At 60.5% G+C, this 15317-nt stretch carries 19 protein-coding genes; 8 read left to right on the top strand and 11 right to left on the bottom strand.

Annotated elements, in window-relative coordinates:
• Positions 1-4: 4 nt before the first annotated feature.
• Positions 5-259 carry a hypothetical protein gene (locus tag WNY80_RS18750; protein ID WP_342888944.1) on the bottom strand — a complete coding sequence of 85 codons (255 nt, stop codon included), beginning with the start codon at positions 257-259 and terminating at the stop codon, positions 5-7.
• A 9-nt stretch (positions 260-268) separates the two neighbouring features.
• On the opposite strand from WNY80_RS18750, the gene WNY80_RS18755 reads away from it, so the two are divergent.
• A complete protein-coding gene (locus WNY80_RS18755) occupies positions 269-766 on the top strand; it encodes a hypothetical protein (RefSeq protein ID WP_342888945.1) in 498 nt (165 codons plus the stop codon).
• Between the two features lie 17 nt (positions 767-783).
• On the opposite strand, the gene WNY80_RS18760 is transcribed toward WNY80_RS18755, so the two are convergent.
• The 5 genes from WNY80_RS18760 to WNY80_RS18780 form a co-directional block, all read right to left on the bottom strand.
• Positions 784-1155: an AzlD domain-containing protein gene (locus WNY80_RS18760; RefSeq protein ID WP_342888946.1), complete on the bottom strand. Its 372-nt coding sequence runs from the start codon at positions 1153-1155 to the stop codon at positions 784-786.
• Positions 1152-1880 (bottom strand): AzlC family ABC transporter permease, encoded by a 729-nt coding sequence (locus tag WNY80_RS18765; RefSeq protein WP_342888947.1) that lies wholly within the window; start codon positions 1878-1880, stop codon positions 1152-1154. The genes WNY80_RS18760 and WNY80_RS18765 overlap by 4 nt, the downstream gene beginning before the upstream one ends.
• A gap of 145 nt (positions 1881-2025) precedes the next feature.
• Complete coding sequence (gene clpA, locus WNY80_RS18770) at positions 2026-4569, bottom strand: ATP-dependent Clp protease ATP-binding subunit ClpA (protein WP_342888948.1); 2544 nt, start codon at positions 4567-4569, stop codon at positions 2026-2028.
• A gap of 10 nt (positions 4570-4579) precedes the next feature.
• The gene (gene clpS, locus WNY80_RS18775) at positions 4580-4927 is read right to left on the bottom strand and encodes an ATP-dependent Clp protease adapter ClpS (RefSeq protein WP_342889015.1); all 348 of its coding nucleotides are present in this window, start codon (positions 4925-4927) and stop codon (positions 4580-4582) included.
• A 231-nt stretch (positions 4928-5158) separates the two neighbouring features.
• Entirely contained in the window at positions 5159-5488 is a 330-nt protein-coding gene (locus WNY80_RS18780; protein ID WP_342888949.1) for a phasin family protein, read from the bottom strand.
• Positions 5489-5834: 346 nt separating this feature from the next.
• Between WNY80_RS18780 and WNY80_RS18785 the strand changes: the two genes are divergently transcribed.
• Positions 5835-7172, top strand: coding sequence for a D-alanyl-D-alanine carboxypeptidase (locus WNY80_RS18785; protein ID WP_342889016.1), 1338 nt, complete (start codon positions 5835-5837; stop codon positions 7170-7172).
• Positions 7173-7253: 81 nt separating this feature from the next.
• Here WNY80_RS18785 and WNY80_RS18790 read toward each other — a convergent pair whose 3' ends face one another.
• Positions 7254-7370, bottom strand: a complete 117-nt coding sequence (locus WNY80_RS18790) for a hypothetical protein (RefSeq protein WP_244577966.1) — start codon at positions 7368-7370, stop codon at positions 7254-7256.
• On the opposite strand from WNY80_RS18790, the gene WNY80_RS18795 reads away from it, so the two are divergent.
• Positions 7326-7529 carry a hypothetical protein gene (locus WNY80_RS18795; protein ID WP_342889017.1) on the top strand — a complete coding sequence of 68 codons (204 nt, stop codon included), beginning with the start codon at positions 7326-7328 and terminating at the stop codon, positions 7527-7529. The genes WNY80_RS18790 and WNY80_RS18795 overlap by 45 nt on opposite strands.
• Positions 7530-7945: 416 nt before the next feature.
• Here WNY80_RS18795 and WNY80_RS18800 read toward each other — a convergent pair whose 3' ends face one another.
• From WNY80_RS18800 to WNY80_RS18815, 4 genes are all read right to left on the bottom strand, one after another.
• Positions 7946-8719, bottom strand: a complete 774-nt coding sequence (locus WNY80_RS18800) for a VWA domain-containing protein (protein ID WP_342888950.1) — start codon at positions 8717-8719, stop codon at positions 7946-7948.
• Between the two features lie 121 nt (positions 8720-8840).
• Positions 8841-9278, bottom strand: coding sequence for a DUF1489 family protein (locus WNY80_RS18805; RefSeq protein WP_342888951.1), 438 nt, complete (start codon positions 9276-9278; stop codon positions 8841-8843).
• 134 nt (positions 9279-9412) lie between these two features.
• The gene (locus tag WNY80_RS18810) at positions 9413-9715 is read right to left on the bottom strand and encodes a hypothetical protein (protein WP_342888952.1); all 303 of its coding nucleotides are present in this window, start codon (positions 9713-9715) and stop codon (positions 9413-9415) included.
• A gap of 41 nt (positions 9716-9756) precedes the next feature.
• Entirely contained in the window at positions 9757-11157 is a 1401-nt protein-coding gene (locus tag WNY80_RS18815; protein WP_342888953.1) for an L-serine ammonia-lyase, read from the bottom strand.
• A 592-nt stretch (positions 11158-11749) separates the two neighbouring features.
• On the opposite strand from WNY80_RS18815, the gene WNY80_RS18820 reads away from it, so the two are divergent.
• The 5 genes from WNY80_RS18820 (at position 11750) to WNY80_RS18840 (ending at position 15293) form a co-directional block, all read left to right on the top strand.
• Positions 11750-12445 (top strand): DUF599 family protein, encoded by a 696-nt coding sequence (locus WNY80_RS18820; protein ID WP_342888954.1) that lies wholly within the window; start codon positions 11750-11752, stop codon positions 12443-12445.
• Positions 12442-12741, top strand: a complete 300-nt coding sequence (locus tag WNY80_RS18825; protein ID WP_342888955.1) for a DUF3253 domain-containing protein — start codon at positions 12442-12444, stop codon at positions 12739-12741. The genes WNY80_RS18820 and WNY80_RS18825 overlap by 4 nt, the downstream gene beginning before the upstream one ends.
• Complete coding sequence (locus tag WNY80_RS18830) at positions 12738-13655, top strand: DMT family transporter (protein ID WP_342888956.1); 918 nt, start codon at positions 12738-12740, stop codon at positions 13653-13655. Before WNY80_RS18825 ends, WNY80_RS18830 begins: the two co-directional genes overlap by 4 nt.
• Positions 13656-13781: 126 nt before the next feature.
• A complete protein-coding gene (locus tag WNY80_RS18835; RefSeq protein ID WP_342888957.1) occupies positions 13782-14762 on the top strand; it encodes a heparan-alpha-glucosaminide N-acetyltransferase in 981 nt (326 codons plus the stop codon).
• 66 nt (positions 14763-14828) lie between these two features.
• Positions 14829-15293, top strand: a complete 465-nt coding sequence (locus WNY80_RS18840; RefSeq protein WP_342888958.1) for an isoprenylcysteine carboxylmethyltransferase family protein — start codon at positions 14829-14831, stop codon at positions 15291-15293.
• The last annotated feature ends 24 nt before the right edge of the window (positions 15294-15317 follow it).

A 15317-nucleotide genomic window follows, 5' to 3' on the forward strand; every position in this document is an offset into this window, starting at 1 on the left:
ATGATCACGGCACCGGCGCAATACATTCAACATTGCTAATACCTTGATGTCCATAGATAAAGAACATCTGCTCGATTATGTTAGGGCAGAAAAACGGCACGGCAACTATATGGTGTAATTTTTTCCACTTCTCCACAACCCGGCACCTGCCGTCCGGACCATCGAAGCGGCTCCGGAACAGCTTCCTGACTTGGGCGGCAAGCATCTGCCTTGTTTTCGCAGCATTCCCGGGCCATGAGCAGTCCATATTCAAATTCATGGGGTTATCATGCAGGCCGCTCTTATCATCATGACTATTCTGGGCTGTGACGACACGGCCACGCAGTGCCACTTTGTCGAGATGCTCGATGAGCGCTGGGCCACGGTGCAGGCTTGCGATGCGGGGTCGGAAGACAAGCTGAGGGGCTATTCGAACCTCAACTATCCGGTTGTCGTCGCGGTTTGCCAGACCCCGGGCGACACGGGTCTGAACGAAATCGCCGGAGAACCGGCGGAGGCGGAACTGACGGCATCGGCACAAGCCGACACCAGCCAGCCAGCCCCGGAAGGCGTGCCGGTTCCAAAGGCTGACATTCCGCCGGCAGACACCACGCTAGCGGCCGAAACCGCTGCAGTGGCCGAGGACACACCCGGAATGACAGCCAAGGTTCTCAACCTGGTCAGAAACGCGCTGCCCGAGGCGGCGAGCCTGAAAGCCCTGGTCAGCGAACCTGTCCATGTCGTCACCGACAGCTATTCCTGGGTGGCGCAGCGGTTCGAGAAATAATCCCGCCGCTTGCGCGCCTATCCGGTCAGGAGCCCTGAACCGAGAAGCAGCTGTCCGCCGATCAACAGTCCAACCGCCACCACAATCGCGATCCAGATCCGTTTGCCGAAGAACAGGAAAGCGGCAAAGCCCGCGGAAACGGCGATCAGGCGCAATTCCACCGGGACCGCGCGCAGCTCGCCGGACGGATAGAGAATGAGCTTGGATATGACGGCAGCGAGCAGCGCGGTGGCAACGGCGCGTATCCAGGTCAGTGCGGCCGAATCCTGCTTGAGCCGGTTGCCGACAAGCACCCCCAGCCAACGCCAGATATCGGTGGCCAGCCAGCCTGCGACGGCGATGAACACATAGGGCCACCACCAAGTGTCGAAGCTCGCATAGTTGATCATGAGCCCACCCTCCGCTTCCAGACACGGTCGGCGACGAATGCCAGGGTGCCGCCGACAACGCCGGCATAGAGGATGTCGAATTCCGGTGCGACCTGGTGAAACAGCGGCCCCAGTGCAAGGCCGATGATCATGGCGATGTGGCCTGCCCGCTCACGGGTGGAGGCCCAGATCGAGGTCAGGAAGTAGACCGGCGTGAGGAAGAACAAGGCGCCCGCAACCATCGCCGGCAGATTGGCGACCGTCGAGTAGATCACCGCCACCAGAATGATGTTGGCGGAGGTTATGGTGGTTCCAAATCCGGCAAAAAATGCCACCCGGTGCGCGCGCGGCACATCCTGGATCCGTTCCATGGTGAAGACATAGGCGGTGATCGCGATGAAATGCGAGAGCAGCAGCAGCAACCAGGTCGGGGTTTTCTCGGTGCGGATTTCCGGGATCAACGCAGCGACCATCGGCATCAGCCGGATCGATGACAGCGCCACGGTGATGAAGGCGGCCGGCAGCGACACGCCGGCGAGAATCGAGCCCACCAGCAGCACCTTGGCCGGCAGCGCCCAGATCATGCCGGTCATGAACACGGTCTCGCCCAGCGGAATGCCGGCCTCGACGGCAAAGCCGCAGAAACCGACAAAGGCGCTCATCAGAATGATGGCCGGCAAAGAGGTGATGCCGCGCGCGCCCTTGAAAAACCAATAAACACCACGCTGGCCGGATGGTTCGCTCATACTGGTTTGTTAGTGACTTTACGCTGCGCTGCAAACTGTTTTTCGCGCATGCGGATGATGCATTTTCTGCAAACTGATGCCCGGAACGCAAAACACCCCGGCATGAACCGGGGTGTTTTCGATTTTCGTTGCTCGACGTAGAGGCCTATTTCTTGCGCGGCACCTTTGGCACTGCGCTTGAGGGCTTCTTGGGCGCCGGTTTTTCAGCCACGGCCGTTTTTGCCTCGGCTTCCCCGGAACTGTCCGGCTCCGGCTTGCTGGCTTTCGACGTGCCCTTGCCGGCAGGCGGCTTGCGGGTGGTCTTGGCCGTCGTGGTGGCGGTTTTGGCCTTGGCCGGAGCCCGCTTTTTGGCCGGGGCCTTTTCCTTTTTCGGCTTGACCGGGACTTCCGCCGGTATCGCCTCGAGGATCAGCCCGTTTCTGCCGTCGGGCTTCTCGCCGACAGTCACCTTGACCGTGCCGCCATGCTTGAGCTTGCCGAACAGGAGTTCGTTGGCCAGCTCCTTCTTGATGTTTTCCTGGATCACCCGGCCCAGAGGCCGCGCGCCCATTCTCTCATCGTAGCCCTTGTCGGCAAGCCAGGCGATGGCGTCTTCTCCGAGATCGAAGGTGACGTTGCGTTCGGCCAGCTGGGCTTCAAGCTGCATGACGAATTTCTGCACGACCATGTGAATGACCTTCACCGGCAGCGAACCAAACGGAATGATGGCATCGAGACGGTTGCGGAACTCCGGCGTGAACAGCCGGTTGATCGCTTCCATGTCGTCGCCTTCGCGCTTGGACGAGCCGAAGCCGATGGCGGCCTTGGCCATGTCGGAAGCTCCCGCGTTGGTCGTCATGATCAGAATGACGTTGCGGAAGTCGATCTTCTTGCCGTTGTGGTCGGTGAGCGAACCGTGATCCATCACCTGCAACAGGATGTTGAACAGGTCCGGATGGGCCTTTTCGATCTCGTCAAGCAGCAGCACGCAGTACGGATGCTGGTCGACGCCATCGGTGAGCAATCCGCCCTGGTCGAAACCGACATAGCCGGGAGGTGCGCCGATCAGCCGTGAAACGGTGTGACGCTCCATGTATTCGGACATGTCGAAGCGCAACAGCTCGACACCCAGCGAGGCTGCCAGCTGCTTGGCGACTTCGGTCTTGCCGACGCCGGTGGGGCCGGAGAACAGGTAGGAACCGATCGGCTTGTCGGGCTCGCGCAGGCCGGCGCGGGCCAGACGGATCGCCGCGGTGAGCGCATCAATCGCGGTATCCTGACCATAGACAACCGAGCGGAGTTCCTTGTCGAGATTGGCGAGAACGGTCTCGTCATCCTTCGACACCGTCTTGGCCGGAATCCGGGCCATGGTGGCGATGGTGTTTTCGATCTCGACGTCGGTGAGCGTCTTCTTGCGGCTCTTTTCAGGCAGCAGCATCTGTGCCGCACCGGTCTCATCGATCACGTCAATTGCCTTGTCGGGCAGCTTGCGGTCGGTGATGTAGCGCGCGGACAGCTCAACGGCAGCCTTGATCGCGTCGTCGGTGTAGCCGACCTTGTGATACTCCTCGAAATAGGGCTTGAGGCCCTTGAGGATCTCGATCGCATCGGGAATCGTCGGCTCGGCAACGTCAATCTTCTGGAACCGGCGCACCAGCGCCCGGTCCTTCTCGAAAAACTGGCGATATTCCTTGTAGGTGGTCGAGCCGATACAGCGGATCGCACCCGAGGACAGGGCCGGCTTGAGCAGGTTGGACGCATCCATTGCACCGCCCGAAGTTGCCCCGGCACCGATCACGGTATGGATCTCGTCAATGAACAGAACCGCGCCGGGAAGATCCTCGAGTTCCTTGACCACCTGCTTGAGGCGCTCCTCGAAGTCACCGCGATAGCGGGTTCCGGCCAGCAGCGAGCCCATATCGAGCGAATAGATCACCGCATCCGACAGCACGTCGGGCACATCGCCCTCGACGATACGCTTGGCCAGGCCTTCTGCGATCGCGGTCTTGCCGACGCCGGGATCTCCGACATAGAGCGGGTTGTTCTTGGACCGCCGGCAGAGGATCTGAATCGTGCGGTTGACCTCTTCCATGCGGCCGATCAGCGGATCGATCTTGCCGGTCTTGGCCTTCTCGTTGAGATTGACGCAATAGGCGGTCAGGGCATCCTGGCCCTTTTTCTTGCCGCCTTCCTCGCCGGCCGGATCGGCCTTGGCCGAATCGGGATCGGGCTCCTCGACGCCGCGGACCGGACGGCCCTCTTCGGCGCCGGGGCGCTTGGCGATGCCGTGCGAGATGAAATTGACCGCGTCATAGCGGGTCATTTCCTGTTCCTGCAGGAAGTAGGCAGCATGGCTTTCGCGCTCGGCGAAAATGGCCACAAGCACGTTGGCGCCGGTAACTTCCTCGCGGCCAGACGACTGCACATGGATCACCGCGCGCTGGATGACGCGCTGGAAGCCGGACGTCGGCTTGGAATCCTCGTCATAGCCCGTGATCAGGTTGCCGAGTTCCTTGTCGACATAATCGCTCACCGTGCGGCGCAACTGGTCGATATCGACATTGCACGCGCCCATGACCGCCGCAGCATCCGGATCCTCGATCAACGCCAGCAACAAATGCTCAAGCGTGGCATATTCATGATGCCGCTCATTGGCAAAGGTCAGCGCCTGATGGATCGCCTTTTCGAGACTGTTTGAAAAGCTAGGCAATTTCAGGTCCTCATTTCTTTTCCATCACGCATTGCAGCGGATGATGATTTTCGCGCGCAAAATCCATGACCTGGGTCACTTTGGTTTCAGCCACTTCGTAGGTGAACACACCGCATTCACCGACGCCGTGATTGTGGACGTGGAGCATGATCCGGGTGGCCTGCTCACGGTCCTTCTGAAAAAAGCGTTCCAGAACATGAATCACAAACTCCATCGGAGTGTAGTCGTCATTCAGCAGCAGCACGCGGTACAGACTGGGCTTCTTGACCTGCGGCTTGGTACGGGTGATGACGGATGTGCCCCTTTCGGAGTCACCGTCGCCGCTTTTCTTGTCGGCCTGCAGGCGTATCAGATTCATGCTGTCGTTCACTCTGGCCAGTTCCTGTCACTTGCGGCCGGTGCACATAAACGAAGCACCGGCATTGGCTCTAACTTAATCTTTCCTGCGGCGATTTTAAGCCCCCTTGGGCATTGAAGAAAGAGATTTCGCGCGTCAGGCCAATTCACGAAAAAACCCGGCCGCATTGCCATGCGACCGGGTTGGCATAAATTCACCCCTCCACCGAAGACGGCGGAAGGCAGAAAGGTGTCAGGCAGAAACCTTGGCAGCGGCCTTTTCGAAAGGCTTGTAAGCTTCCTTGGCCATGTCAGCGTAGAGTTCGCTCATCTTGGTGGCCTGGGCAACGAAGGTTTCGTAGGAATTCTTGGCGTAGTCGGTCTGAATTTCGATGGCCTTGTCGAGGCTCTTGGCCGAAACCAGCTTCTCGACAACGGCTGCGCTGTCTTCATAGGACTTCTTGGAATATTCGGTTGCTTCAGCAGCGATCTGCTGGAAACCCTTGGTCATCGATGAAACCGTGGTCAGCATGCTGTCCATGGCTTCTTTGCTCATTTTAGATGTGCTGTCAAAGTTCATCATTTCGAAAATTCCTGTCGTTGGTGACGTTGATGTCCACAACTTAGGTGCACTGCACAATTTTGTCAAGTTTATTGTGCGTCGCACCAAATTCTCAGAGCCAGTATTTCCCACTTTGGTACACGTGGCCGGTCAGGCTGCGGACAACTTCGGCACAGATTCCGGAAAGGAACCATTCATCATAAACGGATTGGTAACGACGCGGGACTAAGATTGACCACAATGGCTGATCAAGGAGGGCGTCAGTCAGAAACCCTTCCACCTGCCTGTTCATGAGTGAGTTACCGTGTACCAGCGTAAATCCAGTTCAGTCGACCGGTTTGCCGCCCTTTCCTCCTCCGCGTTTCAACTGCTTGCCCTGATCGGCATCGCATTGGTGCTGGGAAGTGCGCCTGCTGCCGCAAATTCGAAATATGCAGGCATCGTCGTCGATGCCAAGACCGGCAAGACACTCTACGCCCATGATGCGGACGAGCTGCGTTATCCGGCGTCGCTTACCAAGATGATGACGCTGTACCTGGTGTTCGAAGCACTTGAGCGCGGCGCCATCAAGCTCGACACCCGGGTCAAGTTTTCCGCCAATGCCGCCAAGGAACCGCCAACCAAGCTCGGCGTCGGCGTCGGCCGCTCGATCACGGTCGAACAGGCGATCCTGGCGCTCGTGACCAAGTCGGCCAATGACGCGTCCACCGCGATTGCCGAACATCTGGGTGGCTCGGAAGCGAAGTTCGCCAAGATGATGACCGAGAAGGCCCGTTCGCTGGGCATGTCCCGGACCACGTTTCGCAACGCGCACGGTTTGCCGAATTCGAAGCAGACCACAACAGCGCGGGACATGGCGACACTCGGCATTGCATTGCGCGAGCATTTTCCGCGGCAGTACAAATATTTCTCCACCCGCTCCTTCACCTTCGGCAAGAGCCGTTTCGGCAACCACAACCGGTTGCTCGGTGTGGTGCGTGGCGTCGACGGCATCAAGACCGGCTACACGCGCGCTTCCGGATTCAATCTCGTCAGCTCGGTCAGAGACCGCGACCGCTCAATTGTTGCGGTTGTGATGGGAGGGCGCACCGGCGCAAGCCGCAATCAGCAGATGAAGGACCTGATCGCCCGCTATTTGCCGAAAGCGTCGACGCGCGGCAAGGGCAACCTGATCGCCCGGGGCGCGCCTGCCAATACGGCTGTGGCGATTGCTGCCCTGGAACTCCCGAAGGTCGGGCCGGTTCCATCGCAGCGTCACGAAGGCAACCAGCGCCTGGCAATGGCCTATGCCGCGCCGACACCAGAGCCGGTGGTCGGGCGTGCGGCGCTGGTCAATTCGCTGATCGCACAGAAGATCGCCATCCCGACCCCTGCCCCGGCGGTGGTTCCGCCAATGCCGGTGGAAACCGCAGCCAACCAGGCGGTCGATCCGGTCACCACGGCTTCCACGACAGCCATGGACGGATGGATGATCCAGATCGGCGCAATGCCCGACCGCAACGCAGCGGTTGAACTCCTGGCGCGGGCCCAGGATGCCGGCGGCAGCGCCCTGTCGGGAGCCGAGCCTTTCACCATGGCCTATGCCAAGAACAACGAACAGCTTTACCGGGCACGGTTTGGCGGTTTTGACGGACAGTCAGCCGCAACACGGGCCTGCAACACACTCAAGAAGAAAGGCTATGCCTGTTGGGCAACAGCCAACTGAACCGCAGCGCTTGTTCAGCGCTGCGTCCGGACAGTCCAGTTCCGGGCAAACCACGATTTTTGTATCGCGTATTCGGGGAATTTAGTCATGTCGACTCAAGAGAACAGCTTTGGCTTCGTTGATCCGGCCAGCAAGAAACGCAGAGCCGCCCGCATCGGGATGCATCCGCTTCATGAGGCGGCGATGCGCCTCGCGGATCTCGGCTTCACTCGCCCCCGGGCCAAGACCAAGGACCTCGTAGGCCTCCTTCTGTGTCATGGCGCCCGAGCCTGGAGAAGCTCCCAGTCCCGCGTCGTCGTAAATGTCAAAGCCGGCACGCCAGTCGGGCGTGCGGCGGTCAAGATACGCTTCCAGTAGCCCAAGGCTTTCAGAATCGCCTGCCAGTTCGGAATGCAGCTGCATCAGGTCGGGCTCGTCGAGATTGTTGAGTTCGCGTCCCTCAAAGCTGCCCGCGAGAACAAGGCCGTTCATTTCACCGGTATCGAGATCGAGTTCCATTTCGAGCGCGGCTGATCGGACATAGGATTGCCCACCCGGCTGGCGGGTGGCGCGTGATGCCCTGCGAGCGCGCGAAAACATCGCCGCTGCAAATGCCAGCAGCGGAATGCCGATGCTGGCGCGGCCGATCAGTGTGAGAACGCCCCCCACACCGGCCATGGCGACAGGCAGGCCGTAGCGGAGAGTAGCGGCAAGAGCCGAAGGTTTGACGCTGAGCAAGCCGGCCACCACTGCCAGCAGGATCAATGCGCCGCCTAGAAACACTGCAATTGGACTCATGAACGCCCAGAACCTCCGTCACCGTTTTTGCCTGGCCCGAGTTGTTCCAGCAACAACCGCGCCGCCGAACCGCCGGATCTTTCAAGCGCCAGCCGCCCTCCGGTCGCATAGGTTGCGACAGCGCGAAGCAATGCGGCAAGTTCCGAGGCGGCATTCTGATCGAACCGGACATAGGCGCCGCCGGTAACGCGGGCAATCTCGCGAAATCCGATGGCAGCAGCCGGATCCTGGCCTTCATGGAACATGAAACAGGGCACTTTTCTCAGCGCCAGTTCGCCGGCGACCACAGCCAGCTTGTCGATGTCTTCTTCCATCGCGTCACCGATATAGACCAGCGCGCTGACCGGCTTGGCTTTCGCCTCATCGGCAACATGGCGCAACACCCGGCCAATCTGGGTCTGGCCGCCACGGCAATCGATCCGCGTCATCAGGTCTGAAAGCTGCTTTGTATCATTGACCCAGCGCGAGGCGCGGCATTCGCCCAGACCACGAAAGTAGATCAGCTGCACCGAGAGTGCACCGGCTTTTCCGGCCGCGTTGAACATCTCCGCCTGCAAGGTGCATGCGCTGTCCCACGTCGGCTGGCGGCTCATCGTGGCATCCAGCGCAAAGGCCAGCCGGCCCGAGCCGGTGGCCGCGGGCACAACCTGTTTGGCGGCCGACAGGAATGCGGCGATCTCGGATTTCGACGACACCGGCGCATTGCCGGGAAGCGCGGTCGTGCCACGCTTCGACAAGGCTCTGTCAGTTCCGGTCTTATCTTTGGCCATGGGATCCGGCTACCAACTTCATCCGCTGCGACAATCCACTTCCAGGTGGCCACTTCAACGTGGTCCGCTTCAATGTGGCGCTTTATCCTGACAACACAAGGGTGTGCGGTGCAGGTTTGGCTCACAGAAGCCCGAGACCTGCCAGCTCACGCTTGAGTTCGGGCGGCAGTTCATCATCTCCGGAGCCGGATGCGCCAAGATCCGGCGGCGCGTCTTTCGGATCGAGGTAGCGCCAACCCTGGAACGGACGGCGCGGTGCCCATGAGGTTTCGTGCAGCACCGGCTCGAGCACCAGATGGCAACGATTGATGCCGTCAACATCGGTAAAGGGGCGGATTTCCAGCAGACGCTGCCGGGCCTGGATGTTGCCCTTGATCACCCAGTAGAGCGAGCCGCCGTCGAGCAGTTCCGCAGCCCGCTTCGGCACCATTCGCGTGGTGTGAAACTGTTCGGGCACCTGTCCCGCTGCCGCCATCGTGGCCAGGCGGCGCTGCATCCAGTCGCGCTGGTCTTCGACGCTTTCCGCGCCGACACAGAGTTTGAGAATATGAAGAGCCATACGACGATACATCGGGTGCCAATGGCTCCGGGTCAAGCCGGGTGCCTACGAAACCCGGTATCGTCCACAGGCCCGGCGTGGCTGCAAAAAACGGAGCGTTCAGTCCCGCGTGGCGAAAATCCCCAGAAAGCGGGTCAGCACTTGACCAATCGCAGCGGTTTGGTCGCTTCCCGCCGGATTATCCCTTTTGCTTCCAGATCAAGCTGGGCGGCCTTAAGCCACCAACCGGCCTTATCGCCACCGGGGAACAGATCCTGCTGAAGCTTGGGAAGCAACAGGGCCTTGGCCTCGGCCACGGACAAGCCTGGCCCGGATGTTGGCAATACCGCCAAGAGTGCGTCTCGCATGGCCTCGTATTTCGACCGGTCGACACGGTAAACCCGCCCCGGGGAGGTAAAGTTCTCGATTTCGATCCTGTCATCTTTCGAGTTCGCCATCATGCCTCGCGTGGAATTAGAACTGGCTTTGGACGCTACTCTCAGCACTCCACCACGTTGACGGCAAGCCCGCCGGTGGAGGTCTCCTTGTAGCGCTCGTTCATGTCGAGGCCGGTCTGCCGCATGGTCTCGATACAGGCGTCGAGCGGCACGAAATGCTGGCCATCGCCCTTCATCGCCAGCGAGGCGGCGGTGACCGCCTTGACCGCGCCCAGCGCGTTGCGCTCGATGCAGGGCACCTGAACCAGCCCGCCGACAGGGTCGCAGGTCATGCCCAGATGATGTTCGAGTGCAATTTCAGCCGCATTTTCAATTTGTTCCGGCGTGCCGCCCATAACAGCGGCAAGGCCGGCCGCTGACATGGCGGCGGCGGAGCCGACTTCGCCCTGGCACCCGACCTCGGCGCCGGAGATCGAGGCATTGTGCTTGATGATGCCGCCGACCGCGGCGGCGGTCAGCAGGTAATCACGGACCGACTGCTGGTCCGCACCATCGTGGAACTGCATGACATAGCGGATGGTGGCGGGAATGACGCCGGCTGCGCCGTTGGTCGGCGCGGTGACGACGCGGCCGCCGGAGGCATTCTCCTCGTTGACCGCCATGGCATAGACACTCAGCCAGTCATTGGCGAGCAGCGGGTTACGCCGGTTCTGCCGCCATTCCTCCTGCAGCTTGTCGTGCAGGATACGAGCCCGGCGGCGGACCTTGAGCCCGCCGGGCATGATGCCCTCGCCCGACAGGCCGCGGTCGATGCAACCGCTCATGGCGCTCCAGATGCGGTCAAGCCCGGCGTCGAGCTCCTCGCGGGACATGTGGGTTTCTTCGTTGGCCCGCTTCATCTGCGCAATTGTCAGGCCGGAGCTTGCAGCCATTTCGAGCATCTGCTTGGCATTGCCGAAGGGATAGGGCACGGACTTGTCGACCGGGGCCCTGGTCTTGCTCTTCAAGGCTTCCAGTTCGGTGTCGGTAACGACAAAACCGCCTCCCACCGAATAATAGATCCGGCGCAGGAGCATTTTTCCGTCACGATCGAAAGCGGAAAACATCATGCCGTTGGCATGACCCGGCAAGGCCTGCTTCTTGTCAAAGACCAGATCCGTCTGCGGGTCGAAATGATAGCCCGGATGGCCAGGAGGGTTGATCATCCGGCTACTCTCGACTTCGGCGATGATCGCATCCATCCGGTCAGGATCAACCTGGTCGGGCAACTCGCCGGTGAGGCCAAGCACCACCGCCCTGCCCGTTCCGTGACCGATGCCGGTAAAGGCCAGCGAGCCATGCAGGCTGACCTTGATGGAATCGACCTTCGCCCCCGCCGGCCGTGGCCAGTCAGGACCGGCGATCTCGTCGAGGAAGCGCACGGCAGCGGACATCGGCCCCATCGTGTGAGAACTCGACGGCCCGACGCCAATCTTGAAAACATCAAAAACAGAAAGAAACATGGTTCGTGGCAGCTCCGGTAAGAACGAACACATTACATGCGCGGCCTGCTCCGAACCGTCAATCCACCGACTTCCAATGCCGCGACAGCGACAGGGCTATTTGGGATGCCGGGAAGTGGACAAAGAAAAGCAGCGCCGACCGGTCTGGTCAGGCGCTGCCTTTGTCAGATCATACGTTTGCTCAGATGCCGCCGAAAAGGTAGGCCAGTGCAAGAATTCCCGAAAAACCGATCACTGCGCGGGCGGTAATGCCCCAGCAGGACTTCTGTGCGGTCTCTTCCATGATCACTCCGGTTATCAAACTGTCTGTCAGGCCGCGTCGTCCATGTGGACGCGCTCAGCGCAGGACCGGGTGTTTAACGATGCGGTAATCATTTCGCAACTGCAAAAAAGGCAATTCTGTGGCCGCTTTTTCATATCAGCCCATGCGTTTGTGCATGGCTGCGTGCAAGATCAACAGCTTAGACCGAATTCCTCCAATCAGCCCCCACGTTTCCGCCCTCACTTTGGCCACGAACATGAAAAAATGGTTACCGTCCGGAGCCGCAACACAGGCTTTGCGTCGAACCACGCTTCATGGCAAAACCCCTGCATGACAAATTATGATTATCTGGCGATTGCCTGGTTCGCACTGTCGTGGTTCGTGTTCTCGCTGGCGTCCAACAACCGTTTGCCGATCAAGCGGGTGAGTCTGACGACAGCGATGAACCAGCACCGTATCCGCTGGATGCAGATCGCGGCGCGGCGCGACCTGCGCATGATCGATACCGCCATCCTGGCGGGGCTGCAAAACGGGACCGCTTTCTTTGCCTCGACAACGATCTTTGCCATCGGCGGGTGTTTCGCGTTGCTCGGCGCAACAGACCGGGTGCTGGCAATAGCCGACGACCTGCCGATTCCCCTGGTTGCCGACCCGGTTGCGTTCGAACTCAAGGTCTTTGGGCTGATCGCGATCTTCGCCTACGCGTTCTTCAAGTTCGGCTGGTCCTACCGGCTGTTCAACTACACCACGATCCTGTTCGGCGCGATTCCGATGAAAGATGACCTGCCGGATGACCGGATCGAACTCGACGCCGCCGCCAACCGGGCCGCGGCGCTCAATACTCTGGCCGGGCGGCATTTCAATGCCGGGCTGAGGGCCATTTTTCTGTCGATCGGCTATCTCGGCTGGTTTGTCGGCCCCTTCGTACTGATGGGCACAACCACGCTGGTGATCCTGGTGCTGCTCAGGCGGCAATTCTTCTCAAACGCGCGCACCGCGATCCTCAAGGACACCATCAACCCGTGACCCAGTCTCCATCGTTCGACGCTCAGGCGCTGCGCGCCGCCATTCTTGACCTGCTCAACAGCCGCCCTGAGGGAAAGAGCATTTCTCCGACCGAGGCAGCGCGGGCGCTTGCCGGCTCGGATGAACGGCAGTGGAGCCGGCTGATGAAGCCCTTGCGGGCCGTCGCGGTGGATATGGCCAAGGCAGGCGATCTCGAGATCCTGCGCAAGGGCAAGCCGGTCGATCCATCGAACTTCCGCGGCGTCTATCGCCTTGGCTTGCCGGACGGCAAAGCCAGCGGCAGCTCCGCCGCATGAGTTCAGCCACGCAGCCGATCAGGACGCCAACACGGCTGGACCTGAGCCTCATGGTGATGGCATCCCTGATCTGGGCTTCGGGGTTCATTGCCATCCGTGTGGCCGTGCCCGAAACCGGGCCGGTGTGGCTGGCTGCGATCCGTGTCGGCATCGGCTTTCTCGTGCTTCTGCCTTATGCCATCTGGCGCGGCATGGTGTGGCCCGCAGGCCGCGGCCAGTGGGGCCTGATCGTCGGCATGGCGCTGTTGAATATCGTGGTCCCCTTCATCCTGGTCGCCTGGGCAGGCAAAACCCTGGATGCCGGAGTGCTGGCGCTGTTGATGGGAACCGGACCGTTCCTGGCGCTGATCGGCAGCCATTTGATGACCGATGACGACCGGCTGACCCCGCGCAAGCTGATCTCCGTCCTGCTCGGGTTTGCCGGCATTTTGGTGCTTGTCGGTCCGAGCATCCTTGCCGGGTTTGCCGGCGGTCCGCTGCTGGCCAAGCTGGCAGCCCTTGGCGCGTCGGTCAGTTATGTGACGGCCGGCCTGCTGATCAGGCGGATCGCCATGCCTCCGGCCCGGCTTGTCTGCCTGGCGCTGGCAATCGGGACGGCAGTGCTGATCCCGCTGGCGCTGATGATTGACGGCATGCCGCCTCAAGGGTTGTCCAGTCCCACGCTGTGGTCACTGATCTATCTCGGGCTGTTTCCCACAGGCATCGCCTACATTGTCCGTTTCATCCTGATCCGCGCCGTTGGCTACTCGCGCTTTTCGCTCTCCGCCAATCTTGTTCCGGTGTTCGGGGTGGCCCTGGGGGTGATTATTCTGGGCGAGCCGCTGTCGATAAACCTGATAGCCGCCCTGACGCTGGTGCTTGCGGGGCTCTTCGTCAGCAGCGGTGGCAGGAAACGCGAAGCAGTCGCCCTGTGAAACGGTCCGCGGGCGCGTTCTGTTCTGCCCACGGCTGGCGACACGATGACACAAGGCCCGAGGGCGGGCATCATTTCCGGGATGTGATTCGGCCGCCTCGCCGATGGATGGGATGGAGAGACAGGTTTGAGTGACACCACCGGCACCTTGGCGCCACCACAAAAGCCTTCACGACGCATCGGCGTGCTCGACCTGGCCCGGGGCCTGGCCTTGTTCGCGATGGCAACCTACCATTTCTCCTGGGACCTGGAACTGTTCGGCTATCTTGAGCCCGGCACCACGACGCACGGGCTGTTCAAGGCCTATGCCCGCTCCATCGCCGGCAGCTTCCTGTTCCTGGCCGGTGTCAGCCTGGTATTGGCCCACGGCAAGGGTGTGAGACCGACCGCATTCATCAGGCGCGTGGCCATGGTGGCAGGTGCAGCGGCGCTGATCAGCCTGGTGACCTATTTCGCCACGCCGGACAGCTTCATCTATTTCGGCATCCTGCATGCAATCGCCGCTTCAAGCGTGATCGGTCTCGCGTTCCTGCGGCTGCCGGTGCTGTTTACGGTCCTGGCCGGCATCGTCTGCATCGGGCTGCCGGGATTTTACCGGCACGAGCTGTTCAATCCCGCCTGGCTGTCATGGATCGGGCTGTTCACGGTGCCTCCGCGGTCAAATGACTTCGTGCCGCTGATGCCCTGGCTGGGCCCCTTCCTGGTCGGCATGGGCCTGACCAAGTATGCGGTCTCGCAGAACCTGACCGAACGCCTGGCCGCGTTTGACACGGGGACAGGCCCGGCCGCCCGCGCGACACGGTTCTGCGGCCGTCACAGTCTGGCCTTCTACCTGGTGCATCAACCGGTGCTGCTGTCGTTTGTCTGGGTCGCGTCCCAGATCATTCCGGCCACTCCGGCTGATCCGCTGCCGGCATTTGTCTCGGAGTGTGAAATCGGTTGCGAAGCCAACAACAGCGTTGCATTCTGCAAAAGGTTTTGCGGGTGTGTCACCGATGAATTGCTTTCACAGGAACTGTTTCAGCCCTTCATTTCGGGCCAAATTACACAGGATTCAGATGCGCGCATCCCCGCAATCATCGAACAATGCACAGCAACATCACATTAGACGCACATTATTGTACTGATACATTTTTAGAACCGAACCAAATTTGAAAACAGGGGATTCCGATTGATGAATGCCTACCGGGAGAGTCCGAACTTAATACCCTGGCCGCCATTGCTGCTTGCCGGGTTTGCGCTTGCCGCGATCATTCTTGATTTCATTGCGCCATGGCCGCTCGAATTCAACGGCATCCAGACGCTGGGGGCGCTGCTGATCGTTGTGGCGCTTGGCATCGACCTGTGGGCGATGAGAACGCTGCACGATTCCCAAACCACGATCCTGCCCAATCGCGGCTCCAGCCATCTGGTTGCGCACGGGCCGTTTGCCTACAGCCGCAACCCGATCTATCTGGCCAACATGCTGCTGCTTGCCGGAATCGGCTGCCTGCTGATGAATGCGTGGTTTTTGCTGCTGGCGCCGATAGACGGCATCATGACGTATTTCCTCGCCATCAGGCGGGAGGAAAGTCATCTGCTGGCCAAGTTCGGATACCAGTTCGAAGATTATTGCCGCAGGGTCCGGCGCTGGATCTAAAGCGCGCCGGGGCCCGGAGGGAAC

The sequence above is a fragment of the Hoeflea sp. AS16 genome (assembly GCF_038900095.1).
Classification (GTDB): Bacteria; Pseudomonadota; Alphaproteobacteria; order Rhizobiales; family Rhizobiaceae; genus Hoeflea.